Annotated in this window: 21 protein-coding genes and 1 pseudogene; 14 read left to right on the top strand and 8 right to left on the bottom strand. The window is 42.0% G+C overall.

Annotation, left to right across the window (positions count from 1 at the left end; genetic code table 11):
• The first annotated feature begins 21 nt into the window (after positions 1-21).
• Positions 22-1,287 carry a hypothetical protein gene (locus G1O98_RS03245; RefSeq protein WP_163927220.1) on the top strand — a complete coding sequence of 422 codons (1,266 nt, stop codon included), beginning with the start codon at positions 22-24 and terminating at the stop codon, positions 1,285-1,287.
• 37 nt (positions 1,288-1,324) lie between these two features.
• Here G1O98_RS03245 and G1O98_RS03240 read toward each other — a convergent pair whose 3' ends face one another.
• Positions 1,325-2,893 carry a glycosyltransferase family 39 protein gene (locus G1O98_RS03240; RefSeq protein WP_163927218.1) on the bottom strand — a complete coding sequence of 523 codons (1,569 nt, stop codon included), beginning with the start codon at positions 2,891-2,893 and terminating at the stop codon, positions 1,325-1,327.
• An 85-nt stretch (positions 2,894-2,978) separates the two neighbouring features.
• On the opposite strand from G1O98_RS03240, the gene G1O98_RS03235 reads away from it, so the two are divergent.
• Complete coding sequence (locus tag G1O98_RS03235; protein WP_163927317.1) at positions 2,979-3,524, top strand: DUF2079 domain-containing protein; 546 nt, start codon at positions 2,979-2,981, stop codon at positions 3,522-3,524.
• Between the two features lie 19 nt (positions 3,525-3,543).
• Here G1O98_RS03235 and G1O98_RS03230 read toward each other — a convergent pair.
• A pseudogene (locus G1O98_RS03230) lies at positions 3,544-3,713 on the bottom strand (Uma2 family endonuclease); the annotation flags it as partial.
• 176 nt (positions 3,714-3,889) lie between these two features.
• On the opposite strand from G1O98_RS03230, the gene G1O98_RS03225 reads away from it, so the two are divergent.
• A complete protein-coding gene (locus G1O98_RS03225) occupies positions 3,890-4,456 on the top strand; it encodes a hypothetical protein (protein ID WP_163927215.1) in 567 nt (188 codons plus the stop codon).
• Between the two features lie 300 nt (positions 4,457-4,756).
• Here the strand turns inward: G1O98_RS03225 and G1O98_RS03220 are convergent, their stop codons facing one another.
• On the bottom strand, positions 4,757-7,225 hold the full coding sequence (locus G1O98_RS03220; protein WP_069071487.1) for an ATP-dependent Clp protease ATP-binding subunit: 2,469 nt from the start codon (positions 7,223-7,225) through the stop codon (positions 4,757-4,759).
• Between G1O98_RS03220 and G1O98_RS39420 the strand changes: the two genes are divergently transcribed.
• Positions 7,175-7,360: a hypothetical protein gene (locus tag G1O98_RS39420; RefSeq protein ID WP_167755962.1), complete on the top strand. Its 186-nt coding sequence runs from the start codon at positions 7,175-7,177 to the stop codon at positions 7,358-7,360. The genes G1O98_RS03220 and G1O98_RS39420 overlap by 51 nt on opposite strands.
• A gap of 276 nt (positions 7,361-7,636) precedes the next feature.
• Here G1O98_RS39420 and rimI read toward each other — a convergent pair whose 3' ends face one another.
• Positions 7,637-8,188 carry a ribosomal protein S18-alanine N-acetyltransferase gene (rimI, locus tag G1O98_RS03215; protein WP_114083813.1) on the bottom strand — a complete coding sequence of 184 codons (552 nt, stop codon included), beginning with the start codon at positions 8,186-8,188 and terminating at the stop codon, positions 7,637-7,639.
• A 92-nt stretch (positions 8,189-8,280) separates the two neighbouring features.
• On the opposite strand from rimI, the gene lysA reads away from it, so the two are divergent.
• The 6 genes from lysA (at position 8,281) to G1O98_RS39220 (ending at position 12,372) form a co-directional block, all read left to right on the top strand.
• Complete coding sequence (gene lysA, locus G1O98_RS03210; RefSeq protein WP_163927214.1) at positions 8,281-9,726, top strand: diaminopimelate decarboxylase; 1,446 nt, start codon at positions 8,281-8,283, stop codon at positions 9,724-9,726.
• A gap of 220 nt (positions 9,727-9,946) precedes the next feature.
• Positions 9,947-10,870, top strand: coding sequence for a diadenylate cyclase CdaA (gene cdaA / locus G1O98_RS03205; protein WP_163927212.1), 924 nt, complete (start codon positions 9,947-9,949; stop codon positions 10,868-10,870).
• A complete protein-coding gene (locus tag G1O98_RS03200; protein WP_012412222.1) occupies positions 10,867-11,616 on the top strand; it encodes an isoprenyl transferase in 750 nt (249 codons plus the stop codon). Before cdaA ends, G1O98_RS03200 begins: the two co-directional genes overlap by 4 nt.
• A gap of 79 nt (positions 11,617-11,695) precedes the next feature.
• Positions 11,696-11,935 (top strand): hypothetical protein, encoded by a 240-nt coding sequence (locus G1O98_RS03195; protein ID WP_163927210.1) that lies wholly within the window; start codon positions 11,696-11,698, stop codon positions 11,933-11,935.
• Complete coding sequence (locus G1O98_RS39225; RefSeq protein WP_202985780.1) at positions 11,932-12,081, top strand: PIN domain-containing protein; 150 nt, start codon at positions 11,932-11,934, stop codon at positions 12,079-12,081. Before G1O98_RS03195 ends, G1O98_RS39225 begins: the two co-directional genes overlap by 4 nt.
• Positions 12,082-12,141: 60 nt before the next feature.
• On the top strand, positions 12,142-12,372 hold the full coding sequence (locus G1O98_RS39220) for a putative toxin-antitoxin system toxin component, PIN family (protein ID WP_202985779.1): 231 nt from the start codon (positions 12,142-12,144) through the stop codon (positions 12,370-12,372).
• 110 nt (positions 12,373-12,482) lie between these two features.
• On the opposite strand, the gene G1O98_RS03185 is transcribed toward G1O98_RS39220, so the two are convergent.
• Positions 12,483-12,755, bottom strand: coding sequence for a DUF3143 domain-containing protein (locus G1O98_RS03185; protein ID WP_069071493.1), 273 nt, complete (start codon positions 12,753-12,755; stop codon positions 12,483-12,485).
• 28 nt (positions 12,756-12,783) lie between these two features.
• Positions 12,784-13,308, bottom strand: a complete 525-nt coding sequence (locus G1O98_RS03180; protein WP_163927316.1) for a J domain-containing protein — start codon at positions 13,306-13,308, stop codon at positions 12,784-12,786.
• A gap of 139 nt (positions 13,309-13,447) precedes the next feature.
• Here G1O98_RS03180 and G1O98_RS03175 point away from each other — a divergent pair, with 139 nt between their 5' ends.
• Entirely contained in the window at positions 13,448-13,807 is a 360-nt protein-coding gene (locus tag G1O98_RS03175; RefSeq protein ID WP_163927208.1) for a type II toxin-antitoxin system Phd/YefM family antitoxin, read from the top strand.
• A complete protein-coding gene (locus G1O98_RS03170; RefSeq protein WP_163927206.1) occupies positions 13,804-14,106 on the top strand; it encodes a type II toxin-antitoxin system RelE/ParE family toxin in 303 nt (100 codons plus the stop codon). The genes G1O98_RS03175 and G1O98_RS03170 overlap by 4 nt, the downstream gene beginning before the upstream one ends.
• Positions 14,107-14,161: 55 nt before the next feature.
• Here G1O98_RS03170 and G1O98_RS03165 read toward each other — a convergent pair whose 3' ends face one another.
• Positions 14,162-15,157 carry a J domain-containing protein gene (locus G1O98_RS03165; RefSeq protein ID WP_163927203.1) on the bottom strand — a complete coding sequence of 332 codons (996 nt, stop codon included), beginning with the start codon at positions 15,155-15,157 and terminating at the stop codon, positions 14,162-14,164.
• A 241-nt stretch (positions 15,158-15,398) separates the two neighbouring features.
• Positions 15,399-17,504 carry a molecular chaperone DnaK gene (gene dnaK / locus G1O98_RS03160; protein ID WP_163927201.1) on the bottom strand — a complete coding sequence of 702 codons (2,106 nt, stop codon included), beginning with the start codon at positions 17,502-17,504 and terminating at the stop codon, positions 15,399-15,401.
• Between the two features lie 316 nt (positions 17,505-17,820).
• Here dnaK and G1O98_RS03155 point away from each other — a divergent pair, with 316 nt between their 5' ends.
• Positions 17,821-18,669, top strand: coding sequence for a M28 family peptidase (locus tag G1O98_RS03155; protein WP_163927199.1), 849 nt, complete (start codon positions 17,821-17,823; stop codon positions 18,667-18,669).
• A 240-nt stretch (positions 18,670-18,909) separates the two neighbouring features.
• Positions 18,910-20,442, top strand: coding sequence for a SagB/ThcOx family dehydrogenase (locus G1O98_RS03150; protein ID WP_163927314.1), 1,533 nt, complete (start codon positions 18,910-18,912; stop codon positions 20,440-20,442).
• Positions 20,443-20,985 lie beyond the last annotated feature (543 nt).

Here is a 20,985-nt window from a genome sequence, read left to right as displayed (position 1 = left end):
TAATTTATCTATTTAAAAGAAATGAATATAGAGAGAAAAATTTTGCCGGATGGCTTATTTTTTGTCATAGCAATGTGGCTTTCTAGTAGGCTTTTAATAGCAATCGCTATGTTACTGATAGCCCCATTATTTCCAAGTTCATCAAATGGCGTGGCTTCCACATTCAGTTGGGATGTTTTTCATGCTTGGGATAGTGTTTGGTATGAGAAAATTGTGACTTCTGGTTATGATTTCTCTAGTGAAGTAAAGGAAATTCATACAGTTGCATTTTTTCCCTTATTTCCATTGTTAAGCCGGATCATTATGTTCACTGGCTTGCCTTTTAAAGTGGCAGGTATATTAGTTAACAATTCAGCTTTTTTAGCTGCCTTAATCATACTTTATTTTTGGGTGCAGGAGCTTTACGACACAAGCACAGCACGATGGGTAACAGCTACTTTAGTATGGTGTCCCTATTCTCTTTATGGAACTGTAATTTACACCGAAGGCCTGTTTTTGTTGTGTACCACATCTGCCTTACGAGCTTTTGATAAAAAGCAATATATTTGGGCAGGATTCTGGGGAGCATTATCTACAGCAACCCGACTACCTGGAGTTGCTCTTATCCCCGCTTTTGTATTTGTTTCTTGGAAAGAACGTAGAGGTATAAAAGCATATATTGCCAGTTTAACTGTTGGTTTTGGTATATCTCTGTATAGCCTTTATTGTCAAATTAAATTTGGTGATGCTTTGGCTTTCATCCATGCACAAAAAGCGTGGCGTGGTGATGCAACAGGGTTTGCTTGGGAAGGTTGGTGGAAGATGCTGATGCAAATTACGGTAGGTTTCACTAATTGGAAATCTGGTTATATTAAAGACCCTTTATATCCGTTATTATTTTTAATAATTATTGGTAGCGGCTATTTATTATGGCGCTTTCGTATATATCTGGGAATAAGTAAATTCCGCTATGGAGTATATTTTTTATGGCTATTGTTGTGGTCATTGACAGGCGATGAATTATTTAAAATCGCACTAGTTTTTGGCGGTATTTATTTACTATGGTTATCACGCGCTAAAATTCCCCTTGTTACTGTTATCTATGGGTTTTCTTCCTTCGCTTTGATTTTAAACACCGGGATTACAGCCTCGGCTGAACGCTACGCTTACGGTATTGTATCGCTGTCAATAGCATTTGGGTTATTACTTGCTAAGTATCCTCGCTGGGGATACCCAATTATGTACTTTTTTGGAATACTAATGTTTACATTTTCTATTCGATTTGCCCGCGATCTTTGGGTAGCTTAGGCTTAATTATTAATTTTGGCTCATGAATTCTATTTTGTTAATTTTTGGTAATTAGTGTAAATCCGTTAACTGCACCTATAATTTTACTACCAGTTAAATTTATTTGCTGTAAAGCCTCATTGTCTAATAGCAAATAAGATTTATTAGATAGCATTTTTTGTAGAAGTGGCACAGTTGTAGCAGTTACTTTGCAATCACTATAGAAATCTAAACTAGGACGACTATAAGCAAAAGAAGTATAAATTTGTGTTCCTGGTAAAACATTTGCCCGAATTAATGCTGCTACTGGTTTAACTGGAAAAGCTTCATTCAATTCCCAAATCCATGATTGCGAACTTACCAACAGGGTTAACACTAAATACATACCTATAAATAACACTGGAATAAAGTTGCGATTGCGCTGTTTAACTAGCCATGCTGCGATACCCATACTTATTACCAAAACAATAGTCATAACTATCAAAATAGGCTGTTTCTTAATAAAAAAGTAAACACAACCTCCTAAACCAGCAATAGAAATAATAGCTAGAAATATTGTCCAGCTTCGCACTCGAAAATGACGATTCTGCCAAACTTCACTCAAATTAGCACCAATTGCCAAGGCTAAAAATGGATATACAGGCATGACATACCACGGAAGCTTAGTTCTCATAAAAGAAATAGTTCCTAAGTAAATAATTGTAACCAAAAGAACTAGAGAACCCCAAGTTTCATAACGTTTTTTCCAAGCTAGATAAAGCCCTCCAGGTAAAAATAACAGCCAGGGAAAACCATATTTGAGTAATTCTAATAAATAGTACCAAACAGGCCCACTATTACCTTCAACAGTTTGTGTAAGGCGGTCAAAAGCTTGTGCTTGAAAATGCACCTCTAAAAAAGTATTACCATAATGTTGCCATTGGGCAATATACCAAGCGATCGCAGGAGCATTTCCTAATAAAATTCCTACCCATAGATAGGGAATTTTCAACAAAGCTAATTGCCGATCTGCAAGCAAGAATAAACAGGCTATCGCCCCCAATAGTAAAACTATCGTTCCCTTAGTCAGAATAATTAACCCCAAACAAAATCCCACACCTAGAGCATATTTTCGGTTCTGACGTGCCTTTAAAAGACAAAATAACAGCAATAAGAAAAAAGAAATAGTCATCCCATCTAACATTGCCAGTCGTCCATGACGCACCACAGGCAACATTGTCAAGTAAACTAAAGCAGCAAATAGAGCAGGTAAATTTTGTTTAAAAGCCAAACGCCCCACTAAATAAAGCAAAGGCACACCCAAGGCAGTTAAAATCGCACCAGGTAAGCGTGTGGTTAACTCTTGCACTCCTCCTAGTTGGTAGCACAAAGCAATTAACCATTGCATCAAAGGCGGTTTTAATAAAAATGGTTCTCCCTGAAGGGTGGGATAAAGCCAGTTACCAGTTCGGTAAATTTCTCTGGCGACTAGAGCATAAGTGCCTTCATCCCAGTCTCGTAAAGGGGAGTTTCCCAAAAATATCAGCCAGAGAACTAGAGATATTACCAGCAAGCTAAATAACCATTTTTTTGGTGCGAAAATTATAGTTCTTTTTGTGAATAGCTTTACAATATTTGGGCGATACATTTAAGGCTGATTAAGGTAGTGAATAATATTGCTAATTATGTATCTAAAATACTCACGATGAATACTTTTTTGATCCCTACAAGGAATAAAGCCTTTAGTAGGTGCTATTCCTTGTTTGGCACTCAACATTCTGGCTGATTACCAACCTCAAAAAGACTTGGTACATCAGTACTCTATTCCAGCAATGCCATTCCTGTTATTGGCGGTAATTTCTACTCTCGCCGCAGGTAGGAGATGGCTACAAAATAGACGGGGGATTATCCTGTGGTCATTGGTGGCGTTTTTAAGTCTGGCAAAATTTACCCATTTTGGAGGTAAGTACTTGGTGTCTATAAATATTTATCAAGCTACACAAGAAGCGATCACTCAGGTTCAAACTCAAGGAAGTGTTTACACTACGTCACAAATTGCTCCTCATTTAAGCCATCGCAAACTGATTACTTTGACCAGTGCCGATTTCCTAACTGCTAATTTAGATGCTTTTGATTATATATTGCTTAATATCCATCAACCTGGCTTGCGAAGTAATCAGGAGTTTCCTGTTAACTTGGTCAATCAACTTAAAAATAATCAAAAATTTAATTTTAAATATCAGGGTGATGATGTGTATTTGTTTGTCAAAGTGCCTTGATAAGTTTTAGTTAAGCAGCCAATAAGTTTGCTGGATAGTCACCAGCTTCATCACTACTATAAGCATGGGATTTCACTTCCGGCGACATTTCGACAATTTTTCCTTTGAGTAGTTCAACTTTGCGATCGCTCAAAATGCCAGCGTCAATCATGCGGTGATATTGTCAATTGTCCACTTCGTTACAATCACGTCATGACGATTGATTCCAATAATTCTTTATATTCTTCCATTTTAAAGGGACTTCAGGTCTGATCCAGAATCAATCGATTGATTGAAGATAAAGACACACTAGAAAGCATGTGATAAAACTGATATACAGGCTGGGGTTATAGCTTGGTAAGTATAAAATAGTCGAGTATGCAATTATGTTAAGAGAAATTTTGTTGGCGTTGGCGAAGCCCGCCGTAGGCATCGCTACTTTTGTTGTTCCCTTGACTAGTTACACCCATAATCAAGTAACTGCTACCACTACTTACTATCAAATTTCTCAGAATACTAATAATCAATCAACAGGAATAACTATTGAACGTCTAGGAATAGGTGGAGTAAAACTTTCTATGTCCGAGGCACAAGTCAGAAAAATTTTAGGTAAACCTGTAAAAGTAGAAAATGGTTTTATACCTGCTATTGGTAAAGTTCGTACTCTTAAATATGCAGGCATCACACTTGATTTAGATGAAGGTGCTAAACTAGGTAACTTTACTGTTTATCAAATTAAAGCAACTAGTTCTAAATATTCGACCATAGATGGACTAAAAGTAGGTGATAGACAATCAAAAGTGATTAGAACCTATGGAAAAACTGAAATATCTCAAGATGGTAAAGTTACCAATTTAAATTATATAGTTGAAGAACCCAGCCCTGGAGGTTTAAATTTTTCTGTTGAAAAAGGTAAAATAACAGAAATTTTCTGTTTTTATCTGATGAATTAAGCAATTTTTACAATTAAGCACCAATGCAATTTTAATCGCCTCACTTCATCTACAGAAATCTCCCAATTCAATTTCATAACTTCTAAATAACTATCAAAACTGGATCAGGAAAGCTAAAACTCTTCAATTGTTACCAATCCACCCTCGATAATAGTGAACAATATACTACCGCAGACCAAATGCTACTAGATCCAAATTTGAAGTAGTTAATGAATATTTAGTGAATAAAAAACGGTAGAGCAATAAATACTCTACCGTTTTCTAATTTTCTATTTGAGATTTAATCCCAAACCCTAAATCTTACTCAACACCTTGGGGTAACAATTCCCGGCGCTGTTGAGAACTAACTTGGACAATGCCATTTTCATCCACATCAACAAGGGCTGTATCGCCATCTTTGATACGACCAGACAGAATTTCTTCTGCTAGGCTATCTTCTAACAGGCGCATAATTGCCCGACGTAATGGCCTTGCGCCGTAGCTGGGACTGTAACCTTCTTGGATCAAACGATCCTTGAAGCGGTCTGTGACTTCTAAGGTGATACCCTTTTCCGTCAGACGACCAAATACTTCCTTGAGCATAATTTCGGCGATTTGGGTCACTTCCGGCTTGTTCAACTGACGGAAGACGATAATTTCATCGAGTCGGTTGAGGAACTCTGGACGGAAGTACTGCTTGAGTTCTTCGTTGACTAAAGAGCGAATCCGGTTGTAAGTTGACTCGCTTGCATCTTCGGAGAATTCAAAGCCGATACCGCTACCGCCTTTTTCAATTACCTTAGAACCAATATTGGAAGTTAAAATCAGCAAGGTGTTCTTGAAGTCTACCGTGCGACCTTTGGCATCAGTTAACCGACCGTCTTCCAAAATTTGCAACAGCATGTTGAAGACATCGGGGTGCGCTTTTTCGATTTCGTCGAACAACACCACGGTGTAAGGTCGCCGCCGCACGGCTTCAGTCAGCTGACCACCTTCGTTATAGCCAACATAACCTGGAGGGGAACCAATCAGCTTGCTGACGGTGTGACGCTCCATGTATTCGGACATATCTAAGCGGATCATCGCTTCTTCGGAACCGAAGAAGTAAGCAGCTAAGGATTTCGCCAACTCGGTTTTACCCACACCAGTAGGCCCAGAGAAGACAAAGCTAGCTATGGGTCGATTGGGATTTTTCAAACCGACACGAGCGCGACGAATTGCCCGTGAAACTGCTTTCACAGCTTCATCTTGACCAATTAAACGCTGATGCAAGGTGTCTTCCATGTGCAGCAGCTTTTCAGATTCAGATTCGGTGAGTTTGTTCACCGGTACTCCAGTCCAAGAAGCGACAATATGGGCAATGTCTTCTTCTGTAACTACAGGTTCTTCACCTTCTGTGCCAGTTGCATTGGTCTTGCTTTGAGCGATCGCCCGGATTTCGGCTTTGATTTCCATTTCGCGATCGCGCAGTTCTCCAGCTTTGTCAAAGTCTTGAGAGCGCACTGCATCATCTTTTTCTTTTAATATCTGACGCAGTTCTTTATCTAACTCTTTGGCTGCGGGTGGCAGCTGGGAGTTAATCAAGCGCACTCTAGAACCAGCTTCATCAACTAAGTCGATGGCTTTATCTGGGAGGAAGCGATCGCTAATGTAACGGTCTGATAACTTCGCCGCCGCCACTAATGCTTCGTCGGAGATTTTCAGTTTATGGTGTTGCTCGTAGCGTTCGCGCAGACCATATAAAATTTCAATTGTTTCATCAACTGTAGGTTCGCCAACCATCACTGGTTGGAAACGCCGCTCTAGCGCTGCATCTCGCTCGATGTGCTTCCGGTATTCATCTAGGGTTGTAGCACCGATGCACTGCAACTCACCTCTGGCCAAAGCTGGCTTGAGGATATTTGCTGCGTCTATAGCACCTTCGGCTGCACCCGCACCAATTAAGGTGTGTACCTCATCAATCACGAGAATGACATTACCCGCCGAGCGGATTTCATCCATGATTTTTTTCAAGCGTTCTTCAAATTCACCCCGGTACTTGGTTCCTGCTACGAGCAAACCAATATCCAGCGTGACGACGCGTTTATCTTCAAGGATGTCAGGGACATCTTTAGTGGCAATGCGTGAAGCTAAACCTTCAGCGATCGCAGTTTTACCAACCCCTGGTTCCCCAATCAGCACTGGGTTATTTTTAGTTCGGCGACCCAATATCTGAATCACCCGCTCAATTTCCTTGGCGCGTCCCACCACTGGATCGAGCTTATTGTCTATCGCCATCTGGGTCAGGTTTGAGCCAAATTCATCCAGAGTCGGGGTTTTTGTGCGCCCGGATGAGCCGCCTGGTGAAACTTCGGCAGTTTCTCCCAACATACGGATGACTTGGGTTCTTACCTTAGATAGATCCACACCGAGGTTTTCTAGCACCCTGGCTGCGACACCTTCCCCTTCGCGGATTAGGCCCAACAGCAGATGCTCGGTGCCAATGTAGTTATGCCCCAGTTGGCGTGCTTCTTCCAAGGAGAGTTCTAGAACTCGCTTTGCCCGTGGCGTAAACGGAATTTCCACGGCAACAAAGCCTGATCCCCGTCCTATAATTTTTTCAACTTCAATTCGGGCATCTTTGAGATTGACGCCCATTGATTTCAGCACCTTGGCAGCCACTCCAGTGCCTTCGCCAATCAGACCCAGGAGGATCTGCTCGGTTCCGACAAAGTTGTGACCTAAACGGCGGGCCTCTTCTTGGGCCAGCATGATTACCTTAATGGCTTTTTCTGTGAAGCGTTCAAACATGGCATTTTTCCCATCACCTGCGGTCGTGCCGGTATGCTGATTTTAGCACAGGCAAAGCTTTTGGATGCCTGTATAACAGATTATAGACATCCTGAAGCTATGACTTTAGTTGATGGGCTAATTGTTAACTATTGACTGCTTTTATTTGGCTAGTGTACTGAGGAGCTTTAGTTCACCAGCGTTTTTGGGACTTTTTGAGATTTATTACAAATAGCTGACTGCTTATATTGAGAGTTTATTCACTTAATCCCAAACATCTACATATACCACATACACTTGTAAATATCAAGCATAATAAGCTTATATATATTTTCCTTATAATTTATAAATTATCTATAGAATATTTAAATCTAATTAAGCGCAGCAAAGTTGCTTTTCTTGCTGAAGCTGATCGCAAGCCTTTAATTCCAACTACTTAAAAAGTAAGTGCCAAGAGGATTTGCTAAGGCGATCGCTGATTGTGGCATACCACTGGTCTAAAGTTGTTTGAAATTTGGAGTGTTGTAAATCGGGGAGCCAAAGGATTAGCGCATCCTCACCGTTATCTTGGTAGTAACCCCGCCGCCGTCCGGCTGTTTTGAAGCCAAATTTTTGATATAAAGATATTGCTGCCAAGTTGGAAGCTCGGACTTCGAGGGTAGCTCGCTCCATTCCGCGATCGCAAGCTGTCTTAAGGAGTGAATATAGTAAAGCCGCACCTAAACCTTGACGGTGATATTGGGGATGAACCGCCAAAATTGTAATGTGGGCTTCCTCTAAAATTGACCAAAAGCAACCCATTCCTAACAAACTAACGTTCGAGAATGGGGAAAATAAACCGAGTAAATCGCTGTTGGGGCTATCCAATTCTCGTTTGTAGCCTTCCATTGTCCAAAGTCCACCAAAACAGGCTTGATCTAGTTCCAGAATTGCACTGAGATTATCTGGTGTCAGTAATTTAATTTCTAAGTCTAATGAGATCACATTTATTGAATAAGATTACAAACCCTTTGTAAACTGGGAATCGGGAGACGAACTCAAAGCCCGCAATTTGAACAAGGACAACTTTTATATTTATGGTATCGACTCACCCCACTGGGGTTCAACATTCTGGAAGTCAATATTTACCTCAAAGGCGTGACACTAACCCAAATCTCTCGCCCAATCAGGAACTTTTACCCTTAACTGCTAGAGTTCATAATCATGACTCCCTAGAAATTGGTGGATGTGATGTCACAACCCTAGTTAAGCAATTTGGTTCACCTTTATATATTTTAGATGAAGAAACCCTGCGTTCAGCTTGTCAGCAATACCGAGATGCTTTCAAGCAGTATTACAAGGGCGAATCTCAAGTATTGTACGCCTCAAAAGCTTGGAATTGTTTAGCAGTTTGTGCGATCGCCGCATCAGAGGGTTTAGGAATCGATGTAGTTTCTGGGGGCGAACTTTACACCGCCCTACAAGCGGGTGTTAGTCCCAATAAAATCTACCTCCACGGCAATAATAAATCTCGTGAAGAATTAATTTTAGCGATCGAGTCTGGTGTCACCATTGTGGCGGATAACTGGTATGAGTTGCGTACCCTTGTGGAAATAGCAGGGGAGCAAGGGAGCAGGGGAGCAGGGGGAGAAAATGTTACCTCATCCCCTCTGCCTATACGTATCATGCTACGGCTAACTCCCGGTATTGAATGCCACACTCACGAATATATCCGCACCGGACACTTAGATAGCAAATTTGGCTTTGATCCCAACGATTTAGATGAAGTTTTTACCTTTGTCAGTCAAGAAACCGCCCTTAATTGCGTAGGAGTACATGCTCATATTGGTTCCCAAATTTTTGAGCGCCAACCGCATCAAGATTTAGCTGCTGTGATGGTGCAATGGCTACGGGATGCGGGGAAGTATGGTTTAAATATTACAGAGTTAAATGTTGGTGGTGGTTTGGGGATTAAGTATACAGAATCAGATGATCCTCCCAGCATTGAAGAGTGGGTGAAGGCAATTTGTGAAGTTGTCCAAGAAGCCTGTGCGGTCGAAAATCTGCCTTTGCCGAAATTACTGAGTGAACCAGGGCGATCGCTAATTGCCACAGCTTGCGTCACTGCCTATACTATTGGTTCATCCAAAGTTATTCCAGAAATTCGTACCTACGTAGCGATCGATGGAGGAATGTCCGATAATCCTCGCCCGATTACTTACCAATCAATTTATCGGGCAGTAGTTGCCAATAAAATGTCTTCTCCTTTAACTCAAACAGTCACAATTGCTGGTAAACATTGTGAATCAGGAGATATTCTGATTAAAAATGCTCTACTCCCAAAGACTGAACCAGGAGATATTCTCGTAGTTATGGGAACTGGTGCGTACAATTACAGTATGGCATCTAACTACAACCGCTTGCCTCGACCGGCAGCAGTTGTAGTGGCGAATGGCGAAGCAAATTTAATTTTGCAACGTGAAACTTATCAAGACTTAATTCGACAAGATAGCCTACCAGAAAGGCTAAAAAATAGTCATTAGTCCTTGGTCATTGGTCATTAGCTAGGAGCTAAACCCCGTCTATTTTGAAACCTAGAGTTTTTGAAGAGAGTATATTATTCTGTCGTGGCTTGAGTTTTGAACTTTAGCCTCATTACAAAAAACTACGGTTTTCACAGTAGACGCGGTTTAATAACAAATGACAAATGACAAATAACAAATGACTAAATGTAATTAGAGGCAAAAGTGTAATCCAGATGTCATGAGAGATTGGTGGAAGCAATGGCTGATAAACCTGGGGTGGTCACAGTCCTTGCTGCTTGGGACTCTGGATATTGTGTTAGTGCTGGCGCTGACTTACATGATACTAGTTATTATTAGTGAGCGCCGAACACTGTGGATGGTGCGGGGATTCATTATTTTAATGCTAGCCTCAGCACTAAGTGGCAGATTAGGACTACCTCTGCTAAGTTTTGTACTAGAAAAGTTGGTGATTGGTTGTGCTGTAGCGATGGCAGTTGCTTTACAGTCAGAGTTTCGGCGGTTTTTGGAGCAATTGGGGCGTGGCGAATTCCGCCAGTTGTTTCAACCCGATCGGCTGGCAATCCCCAAATCTGATAGTGTAATTGATGAAATTGTTGAGGCTGTTAAAGAATTGTCAAAAAACCGGATTGGGGCTTTACTAATTGTGGAAACCACAGGGCCAATTGATGAGCGAGATTTTTCTGTGCCAGGAGTAAAGCTAAATGCGGAGGTTTCTAAAGAACTAATCCAGACAATTTTCCAGCCGAAAACTTTGTTACACGATGGAGCGACATTAATCCGTGGCTCACGGATCATATCATCGGGTATAATTTTACCACTTTCGGGACGCACAGCCTCGCGCCAGTTGGGAACACGCCACCGGGCGGCAATGGGAATTACTGAGCGGGTCGAAAATTGCATTTGTGTCGTTGTATCTGAAGAAACGGGTTCCATTTCCTTAGCGGAACGGGGAACTCTAAATAGACCACTGACGATTAAGAAACTAAAAGAGTCATTAGAGGCTCTTTTGTCACCAACCGTGGATAGGGAAGCTGTTGCTCCTGGTCTGTTGAGTTTTGTTCGTCGGATAGGTGGGAAGACACTAGCACTGGTTTCACGTTTACTCGGATTACCATCGACCGCTTCTCGAGATAAAAAATGACAGCACAACAAACTAAACTGCAAGATTTGCCTACTGACTTAAAACGAGAACTATTGCCGCAGCACGTTGCGGTGATTATGGATGGCAATGGTCGATGGGCTAAACGTCAGGGTCTACCTCGAATTATGGGTCATAAGCGAGGAGTAGATGCTCTTAAGGATTTACTTCGTTGTTGTCAGGATTGGGGGATTCAGGCGCTGACAGCTTATGCTTTTTCAACGGAGAACTGGAAAAGACCTCAGGAAGAAGTGGATTTTTTGATGACTCTGTTTCAAAGAGTTTTGCGCCAAGAACTGCGGGAAATGGTCGAAGAGAATGTTCAAATTAAGTTTGTCGGAAATTTGCAGGCTCTGCCACGATCGCTCCAGCAAGAAATATCCCGTTCAATGGAAGAAACCAAGGATAATCGCGGTATCCGGTTTTCAGTGGCAACTAATTATGGCGGACGGCAAGAAATTTTACAAGCTTGTCAAGCGATCGCAAAACAAGTCCAGCAAGGTCTGCTACAACCCGATGAAATTAATGAGCAGGTGTTTGAGAGCCACTTGTATACAGCAGGAATCACTGACCCAGATTTGTTAATTCGCACCAGTGGAGAAATGCGTCTCTCAAATTTCCTTCTCTGGCAAATGGCTTATGGAGAAATTTACATCACTGATGCTCTCTGGCCCGATTTTGATCGCGCCGAGTTTCATCGCGCCTTGTGTGCCTACCAGCAACGTGAGCGGCGATTTGGGAAAGTATAAAATAGTACGTTTGCTGCGCCAGTAGGATGCGTTAGCGATGCTGCAAGATCGGCGATCGCACTAAAATTTAATAAACTCAATGATGGCTACTGATATGGTATCGATTCCTATCACGCTGGCACAACTCATTAGAGCTGTGCAACAGTTGCAACTAGACGAACGGGCACAGGTTGCCAGAGCCTTGCTTCTAGTGGATTTACGTTCAGATTTGACCGCTTTAATTCAAGAACTTTATGCTCAACCCCCCGTTGATGACATTACAGACGATAATATCATGGCTGAAATTAAGGCTGTGCGCCAGCAAGCTCACCAAACATGATGTTCCGAGTGGTCATCGACACTAACATTTGGATTCGTATTTTGCTGAAAGGGCGAGTTACATTGCCCATCTTGGAAGCATTTAATGAAGACAAATTCCAGTTGGTGATGAGTCAACCCCTAATGGAAGAACTTCATTTAGTTTAGAATCGCCCCCGATTAAGAGAACGGATTGACCCAATTATTGCTATTCGCCTTGAACAGCAGTTGCAGCACCGAGCAATATGGATTGAGTTGGAAACGATTCCTCCTAATTGTCGAGATCCCAAAGATTTAGCTGTGCTTGCTACGGCTATTGATGGCGAAGCGGAGATTATTGTGTCTGGGGATGATGATTTACGTGCTGATGATGAGTTGAGGGCGGTAATGGCAACTTATGGCATCCGATTGTTGGGTGTTCATTCTTTTTTGAAATATCTGGATGAAAGAGATGGGTAAAGATTATCATCTACCATTCCATTAATGCCCACTCAACAAGATCGGCGACGTACTTTAACATGATTGCGGCTTGATTTACGTACCCTTTTTACGGTGAATAGTACTTAGCACTATGGCCCAGAAAACACAGCTTGTTCTACGTCATCCCGACTCAGGGAATACTTGAATGAACGTTGGATATCTTGTCCATTTTCCCCAGATTGGACATATCGCACTACGATTTGCTCAACATCGAGCCATAGTTCAGCTTTCCAACTAGGCCGCTGCACATGCCAGCAATGCCTCTGGGTGTCGTCTTGTTGACAGCCTTGGTCTTTTAACCACTGTTCAATTTGTGGCAGGGGATGATTATATAGGGGAGTATCAGAGGGAAGAAGAGGCATAGGGATTTGGGATTTGGGATTAAATTTTTTAATTTTTAATTACCATAAAGGTAATTAGTTGCGATACATAGTTAATCTGCTGTTGTGCAGATGGGGTTGACTGTAGCAAACGGGTTTCAAAAGCAGCATCACCACGAGTTAAGCCAATGGCAACTGCTAATAACAAACAACCTACAAATGTTAACACCAGCATAAATAAAGCAAAAATTTCGCCAGATGATAAAGGGCGATCGCTAGCATCAAGGTAAGCTGATTTTGACCAGTCATGAGAACGCGAGACCGGATGATTCAAGTCAGGGGGTGGTTGAATCACTCCAAAGCGGGAATAGCCAATTTTTAAATCGTAGCTTAATCGCCGTTCTGGATGGCTAAGGGTGGCGTAGGCTTCATTGATTTGCTGAAATTTGGGAGTGGCGATCGCAGTAGGCAAGTCTGTAGTATCAGGATGATAGCGTTTGCTCAGTTCTCGATAAGCGCGACGAATATCAATTACTGATGCCGAGGGATGCAGTCCTAGCAGGGAGTAATAAGTTGGTTTACTGCTTTGTGGCATTGCCCCGTTCTGATTCACGGCTGTTTGAGTCACTTTGCTCAAAGATATTTTTTATATTTTAAATCCTTTGTGAATTGCAGAAGACACAGCAGGTCTAGCATCTGATAAGATATCTTAATAAAGCATTTAATTAGATGCGATGCAGATCAAAATTAATCTCGAAAATATTCAAACTCTTACCGACTTTAAGCGTAATGCCAAAGATTACTTAGAACGGATCAAGGTAACAAAGTCTCCGATTGTACTAACGGTGAATGGGAAAGCTGAGGTTGTGGTGCATGAAGCGCAAGCGTTTCAACAGATGATAGATGAACTCCAGCGCCTTGAAGAAGAACTGCAAAAACTCAAGTTAGAAGCATTACGCAGTCAGATTGACATTGGTATGAAGCAACTCGATAGTGGACAGTATACTGAATATAACGACGAGTCACTTCCAGCTTTTTTTGCAAATATTAAAGCACTAGGACAGCAAAATTTGGCTAACAGCGATTCTGTATGAGTCGATTTCGTATTTCTACTCAAGCAGTGCAAGATATTGAGGATATATGGAAATATCTTGCTCCAAATAACTTAAAAGCTGCTGACAAACTTTTTGATATTTTGCGAGAAAGCTTTCCAAAACTGGCCAAATTCCCCAAAATGGGCAGGCTACGAGATGAAGTGGCTCCTTTTTTGCGAAGTTTCCCGGTAAAGAATTATTTAATTTTTTATCGTCCAATAGACGAAGGCATAGAAATTGTACGTATCTTGCACGGTTCACAAGATATAGAAACGATTTTTCAAGATGACGAAGACTAATTAGAAATTAATCTTTGCTCTGGTCAATAGCTTCATTAAGATTGATATTTTATCCCTAACGTATTAAATCAGCACGGGGTTTAAAAGTTTCAATTTGCCGTAACTTTTCGTACAATTCCTGTTCTTCTTGACTAATATTTTTCGGTGTAACTATTTGAATTTCTACTAATTGATCGCCACGTTTACCGTCATCGCCGGGGTAGCCTTTATTCCCTAGTCGGAATTTTTGACCAGACCTAACTCCTGGAGGAATGGTCATTTTCACTGGGCCATCCAAAGTTGGTGCTTCTACCTGTCCTCCTAAAACTGCTTCGCTGGGAGTAACTGGTACTTGGCAAAGAATATTTAAACCTTCTAGCTTAAATAATGGATGAGGCTCAACGGTAATTTTTAAGTATAGATCGCCACCACCAACACCTTGGTTTCGCAAACGAATGGTTTGACCTGTCACCATCCCTAGTGGCATATTAACTTCTAGCGATCGCCCATCTTCCAAACGAATGCGTTCATTACCGCCTTGATAAGCTTTTTCTAGTGGTAGCGTTAATCTGGCTTCTATATCTCGGCGGGTAGTGCGAGGTGGAGTGTTAACTGTATAGGCAACTTTTGTTCTGGGGGAACGAAACGGATCGCTAGTATTGCCATTACTAGACTTACTGGCCCCACTCTTATTTTTGACACCGATAACTTGATTAATAAAGCTTTCAAAGTCGGAGAATTGACTTGGATCTACGTCTTGATTGCCGTTGCGATCGCTAGCGCCACTCTGCCAAGTTTTAGCCTTTGGCGTTTGTTTGTTGCCTGCAAAGCCTTTTTGCTTCCAGTAGCGGCTAAACTGGTCGTATTGCGATCGCTTGGCTGAGTCTGAAAGGACTTCATAAGCCTCGCCGATATCTTTAAATTTTTCCTCAGATTCTTTGTTACCCGGATTCAGATCGGGGTGATATTGTCTTGCTAACCGCCGATAAACCTTTTTAATTTCCTCACCAGAAGCGTCTTTAGATACTCCTAAAATTTCGTAGTAATCGCGGAAATTCGGCAAATTTTGCATAGTTAGTTATTTAAATTTTAGATTTTAGATTTTGGATTAATTAGAAGTTAGGAGTTAGGAGGTGAAAAATTAATTTTTTAGCTTTTAACTTCTACTTCTCACTCTTATCAGAAGTACTAATTAGGTAGACATAATTAAATGTAAATGCCAACCACTTAAATCAGCTTTCTGAGCAGCTTCTGCCTCTTGCCGACGCTCGCGGACTCGCTAACGCTGCGCTATCCTGCCTCCTGCCTTCTACTTACAACCAATCATTGTCATCTTCATCATCCCAGTTATCTTGGTAGCTGGGACGAGATTTGCGTGGAGGACGGCTTTCATAAGAGGAAGAACGACTGTCTCGGCTATTGTCTCGGCCATAGTCTCGGCTATTGTCTCGGCCATAGTCTTTACCGTAATCTCTGCCATAGTCCTTACCGAATGAATCGCGTTCCCGATATGTATCTCTAGGAAATTCGCGTTCTTTATCCTTATCACCGCCAGTAAAGATGTCACGGATAGTACCTAACAAATCGTCATCTTCATCTTCAGCATAAGTCTGGCGGACTTCCCGATTTAGCTCATAGAGAGCATCTTGCAAATCGGCGTAGGCTTGATCGATACCGCGATCGCTATTTTCCTTCAGACTCTCTTTTAAGTCTCGGCAAATATTATCAATTCTTTGGCGACGGTTGCGGGCAAACTGCATACCAAATTCGAGTGCAACTTCTCTAAGTTGCCGTTCTGCTTGAAAAATCAGCGCCTCAGAACGAGTCCGCTTTTCTACCCTTTCTTTACGTTCGCGATCGACATCGGCGTATTTCTGTGCATCTTGAATCATCCGATTCACTTCTGACTCGTTCAAGGTGGAAGCGCCTTGAACAGTGATACTCTGTTCTCGCCCAGTGGTTCTATCTAAGGCTGTTACCTGTAAAATACCGTTAGCATCAATATCAAATGATACCTGTATTTGGGGAATTCCTCGTGGCGCTGGGGGGATACCATACAGCTTGAAACGACCTAAAGACTTATTGTTTCCTGCCATTTCCCGTTCGCCCTGAACTACGTGAATTTCCACAGTGTTTTGGTTATTTTCAGACGTAGAAAAAATGTCAGAACGGCGGACTGGGATGGTGGTGTTGCGCGGAATGAGTTTTTTCATCACGCCGCCGATGGTTTCCAACCCCAAAGAAAGGGGGGTGACATCCAAAAGCAGCACATCTTTGAGTTCGCCTGCAAGAATTCCGGCTTGAATTGCTGCACCCACTCCCACTACTTCATCAGGATTGACGTTTTCGTTAGGTTCTGTACCAATCAAGTCTCGCACTAGCTGCTTCACCATTGGCATCCGTGTAGAACCGCCAACTAACACCACTTCTTCAATATCTCTAGGTGAAAGTCCGGCATCTTTGAGGGCGCGTTTCACTGGTGTCCGCAATCGCCCTACCAAATCACCACACAAGCCTTCAAACTGGGAACGAGTTAAACGAGTTTCTAGATGTTTGGGGCCATCTTCCGTGGCGGTGATGAAGGGTAAGTTAATATCAGTAACGCTGACAGCAGAAAGCTCAATTTTGGCTTTTTCCGCAGCTTCCATCAGACGTTGCAAAGCTTGGCGATCGCGTCTTAAGTCTATTTCTTCAGTTTCCAGAAATTGCTCTGCTAACCAATCTACGATTACTTTGTCAAAGTCATTACCACCAAGTTGCGTATCTCCACTGGTAGCTTTGACTTCAAATATCCCATCGCCCACTTCTAAAATCGACACGTCAAAAGTACCGCCACCCAAGTCAAAGACTAAGATAGTTTCCGTGTCACCCCGATCTAATCCATAAGCCAAAGATGCGGCAGTTGGTTCATTGAGAATCCGCAGCACCTCTAAACCAGCAATTCTGCCAGCATCGCGGGTTGCTTGCCGTTGAGAATCGTTAAAATAAGCGGGGACTGTAATCACTGCCCCTGTGACTGGTTCACCCAAATAGCGACTAGCATCGTCTGCCAATTTCTTCAGCACCATTGCCGAAATTTCTTCTGGGGCGAAATCTTTATTGAGACGGGGACAAGCAATTTTAATATTACCTACTTCATCTTTGCGGATGGTGTAGGGTACACGCTTAGAATCTGGACTAAGTTCGGCATATTTGCGCCCAATGAAGCGTTTCACTGCAAAAAAGGTATTTTGGGGATTGAGGACGGTTTGGCGGCGTGCCATTTGCCCAACTACCCTTTCGCCTTCTTTGCTAAAGCCAACTACGGAGGGGGTTGTTCGCATTCCTTCTGCATTGGCAATCACCACCGGCTTGCCACCCTCCATAACGGCGACTACTGAGTTGGTTGTACCCAAGTCGATGCCGACTACCTTGCCCATGCGTTACTCTTCTCCTAAAGTGTCTTATATATTTATTATGATTGGGCGAAACTACCTCTAGCTTTGTGCTATGGGATGAAAACACCTCAATGGTATAATAGTCATCATTAAGGCAATGAGCTAAGAAGTTCAGCTAGAGGAGATAGTTGCAAGACTAGGATAGCATTGACGATGATTGCTGTGTCTAAGCAGCCTCAATTCTTGTTATCCGGTTACTTCTATGCACTGAATCTGTAAGTTGCTAAATGCACCTTAATAAAAAAATTCTGCTTATTTGAGTGCCTGAAAACCTTAATATTACCGCTATTTTAAACATTTGAATTTAACAAAGCGATTACAAACTTCCCTGAGTGCGATCGCGCGAGAACGCGATCCTTACATGGCAACAGCTGGACATTTTTTCGTCCAAGAATACATCCGCCAGGAATTTTCCCAATGGGGGAGTGTGGAAATCCACACCTTTGAAGTCAGGGGTAAAGCTTGTAAGAACTTGATATTAAATTTACCCTCTCAAACTAGAGGGCAAAAAAAAGATTTACCACCGATTTTAATTGGCGCTCATTATGATGGCGTTCCGGGAACGTCTGCGGCTGATGATAATGCCACAGGTGTGGCAGTTTTGCTGGAATTGGCGAGAAAGTTTGCCGCCCAAGCTATAAGATATCCTTTAAGGCTGGTTGCTTTCGATATGGAAGAATACGGCTTACTGGGTAGCGCTGACTATGCAGCCCTGTTGCACCAACAAAAGCAACAGCTACGCTTAATGATCTCCCTAGAAATGCTGGGTTATAAGGATTCTACGCCTGGTTCTCAAAGTTATCCCCCTCCTCTGGAACGCTTCTATCCAGATACAGGTGATTTTATTGCTTTAATTGGCAATTTGCGGACATTGCCTGACTTAATTGCCATGAGCCGTAATATTCGCAAAGCTGGCGTAGCTAGTCAATGGCTACCCGTGCCGAATCGAGGTTTAATAGTTCCCCAAACCAGACTTAGCGATCATGCACCTTTCTGGGATTTGGGTTATCCGGCAATGATGGTGACAGATACGGCATTTTTGCGAAATCCCCATTATCACAAACCTAGTGATGCGATCGCTACTTTAGATTTAGATTTTCTTAGTGGTGTATGTGAAGGGTTGGAAATTGCAATTCGGCGGTTATGAAAAATATTAGACATATCCAGAAATTAAATATGCGTTATCCAGAACTCTTGTAGAGACGTAGCAGTGCTACGTCTCTACATTATTTTTGACCAGATGTACTATGCCCAATACCCCATTCCCAATGCAGTTGTTACCAATTACCACTTTGTGACTATGAGGATTGTACGAATTGACACGAAACAATGAGGCTAATGAATGCCAAGATCAAAAAAAGAATGCCCCAAGGATATTAAAAGTACTATGCCAGAATTACACCAATCAATTGCCCAGCATTACCACGAACGTACTAAATACAACCCCGAGACTCTTGCCTCCAAAAGTCAGCAGTTAGACTGGACTAAACAGCCAGTGCCTTTCAAAGAATACAAAATTGGCTCTAATATTGATCTCAAACCCTATATCCAAGAAAAATCAGAGGGATTTGCCAACAACCCAGATGCTCAATGGTGGCAAAGACTTTCACGGTTGCTGTTTCGCAGCTATGGATTGACAGCGAGAATGCCTTCTATGGGTAGTGCGGTATATTTACGCGCTGCTCCCAGTGCCGGCGGATTGTACCCTGCCGAGGTGTATGTGGTTTCCCGTGGCACGTCGTTATTGCCACCTGGTTTGTATAACTACCAGTGTCGGACTCATTCGCTGATGCATTATTGGGAAAGTGATGTTTGGCAAACTCTCCAAGCAGCTTGTTTCTGGCATCCTTCTTTAGAAAACACCCAATTAGCAATTATTGTCACTGCGGTATTTTATCGTTCTGCCTGGCGCTATGAAGATCGGGCTTATCGCCGGATTTTTCTAGACACAGGACATCTATTGGGTAATATCGAATTGGCTGGCGCGATTACTGACTTTCGCCCTCATTTAATCGGCGGCTTTGTGGATGAATCGGTAAACGATCTGCTTTATATCGATCCGCAACAAGAAGGTGCGATCGCTGTCTTACCTCTGGCAGACTTGTTAGATGTCAATCAAAATTTGCCATTGGGATGTACTGCTTTACCTTCCGCCACCGAAACCAATTATCCCCAAATCCCCGATGGTGAATTGCTGACATATTTCCATCGACACACCCAGATTCAATCAGGTATAACTGGCAATCTCAATCTCCCAGTTATCAAACAAGAAAAATCTTTAGAGGATAAATATAACTTTCCTTTCTGTTTGAAAATCCCCACCACCACTACACCTATAGACTGGGGACAAAAGCTGTCAGAACTGGAAAATACAATGTACAAGCGACGTTCTACCCGCGCTTACAATGGTGATGATTTAACTTTTGATCAATTAAAAAGCCTACTCGATTTCACTTACCAACCGCAAAATTACATTGACCAAAGTTTAGATATTTCTCCAGACTACTTTGATTTGAATTTAATAGAAACATTTATTGCTGTTTGCGGAGTTAAAGGACTGGAGGCAGGTTGTTACTATTACGCGCCCAAAGCCCAAGAATTACGCCAAATTCGGTTTAAAAATTTCCGGCGAGAGTTACATTTTCTCTGTTTGGGACAAGAATTAGGGCGGGATGCAGCAGCAGTATTATTTCATACAGCCGATCTGAAAGCTGCGATCGCTCAATATGGCGATCGCGTTTACCGTTATTTACATCTGGATGCCGGTCATTTGGGACAGCGCCTGAATTTAGCCGCAATGCACCTAAATGTAGGCGTTAGCGGTATCGGTGGGTTCTTTGATGACCAAGTAAATGAAGTTTTGGGTATTCCCCCTGATGAAGCTGCTCTATATATCACTACATTGGGACACCCAAGATAAAACGTAGATGTGCATAAGCTTACCGCAGGCTACCGCAAATTACCTGAAACACATCTAAATTAGATATAACAAGGGTCTTAAGCCCAAGTGTTACCAAAACTGACTGATTTTGTGCAGTTTCACAAAAAATTGGTATAAACTCATCTATCAATTATGTTGCAAAAAGTGCCCATGATTTGATAAAAATACTGATGGGGAATATGAACTTTTTTGAAACTCATACCAATTCTAGGTGAGGCTACGCTTTATTTATATAGGGGTAATTCATAAATTGCCCCTACAGCCTGTAGTTTTGCATCACTTTTATAGTTGCATTTTCATATCACCTTTAAGCAACCTCAAGTGCCTATTAAGATGGAATAAATTATTCCAAGAAAACATAAATATTTTAACAGTGTTGTGGAGTAAAAACTTTGGTTAAGGGATGTTCAATAAGTATATTATCTAATTTTGTGGAGTGGTTAACATGAGCACCATCGATTATAGGCATTCATGTTATCTACCCTAGAAGAATAAATAGTTATATGTTTTTTGATTTAAAAC

The organism is Nostoc sp. UIC 10630 (assembly GCF_010747425.1).
In the GTDB taxonomy this organism is placed as follows: domain Bacteria; phylum Cyanobacteriota; class Cyanobacteriia; order Cyanobacteriales; family Nostocaceae; genus Nostoc.
This window is presented reverse-complemented; position numbering and strand designations above follow the sequence as displayed.

What these genes read in the sequence shown, in the direction of transcription:
- G1O98_RS03245 (WP_163927220.1), top strand. Translation starts at nt 22, where the DNA reads ATGAATATAGAGAGAAAAATTTTGCCGGATGGCTTATTTTTTGTCATA.
- G1O98_RS03220 (WP_069071487.1), bottom strand. Translation starts at nt 7,225, where the DNA reads ATGTTTGAACGCTTCACAGAAAAAGCCATTAAGGTAATCATGCTGGCC.
- G1O98_RS39225 (WP_202985780.1), top strand. Translation starts at nt 11,932, where the DNA reads ATGATGTTCCGAGTGGTCATCGACACTAACATTTGGATTCGTATTTTG.
- G1O98_RS03185 (WP_069071493.1), bottom strand. Translation starts at nt 12,755, where the DNA reads ATGCCTCTTCTTCCCTCTGATACTCCCCTATATAATCATCCCCTGCCA.
- cdaA (WP_163927212.1), top strand. Translation starts at nt 9,947, where the DNA reads ATGAGAGATTGGTGGAAGCAATGGCTGATAAACCTGGGGTGGTCACAG.
- G1O98_RS03180 (WP_163927316.1), bottom strand. Translation starts at nt 13,308, where the DNA reads ATGCCACAAAGCAGTAAACCAACTTATTACTCCCTGCTAGGACTGCAT.
- G1O98_RS03200 (WP_012412222.1), top strand. Translation starts at nt 10,867, where the DNA reads ATGACAGCACAACAAACTAAACTGCAAGATTTGCCTACTGACTTAAAA.
- dnaK (WP_163927201.1), bottom strand. Translation starts at nt 17,504, where the DNA reads ATGGGCAAGGTAGTCGGCATCGACTTGGGTACAACCAACTCAGTAGTC.
- G1O98_RS03150 (WP_163927314.1), top strand. Translation starts at nt 18,910, where the DNA reads ATGCCAGAATTACACCAATCAATTGCCCAGCATTACCACGAACGTACT.
- G1O98_RS03165 (WP_163927203.1), bottom strand. Translation starts at nt 15,157, where the DNA reads ATGCAAAATTTGCCGAATTTCCGCGATTACTACGAAATTTTAGGAGTA.
- G1O98_RS03170 (WP_163927206.1), top strand. Translation starts at nt 13,804, where the DNA reads ATGAGTCGATTTCGTATTTCTACTCAAGCAGTGCAAGATATTGAGGAT.
- G1O98_RS03240 (WP_163927218.1), bottom strand. Translation starts at nt 2,893, where the DNA reads ATGTATCGCCCAAATATTGTAAAGCTATTCACAAAAAGAACTATAATT.
- lysA (WP_163927214.1), top strand. Translation starts at nt 8,281, where the DNA reads ATGGTATCGACTCACCCCACTGGGGTTCAACATTCTGGAAGTCAATAT.
- G1O98_RS03195 (WP_163927210.1), top strand. Translation starts at nt 11,696, where the DNA reads ATGATGGCTACTGATATGGTATCGATTCCTATCACGCTGGCACAACTC.
- G1O98_RS03225 (WP_163927215.1), top strand. Translation starts at nt 3,890, where the DNA reads ATGTTAAGAGAAATTTTGTTGGCGTTGGCGAAGCCCGCCGTAGGCATC.
- G1O98_RS03175 (WP_163927208.1), top strand. Translation starts at nt 13,448, where the DNA reads ATGCAGATCAAAATTAATCTCGAAAATATTCAAACTCTTACCGACTTT.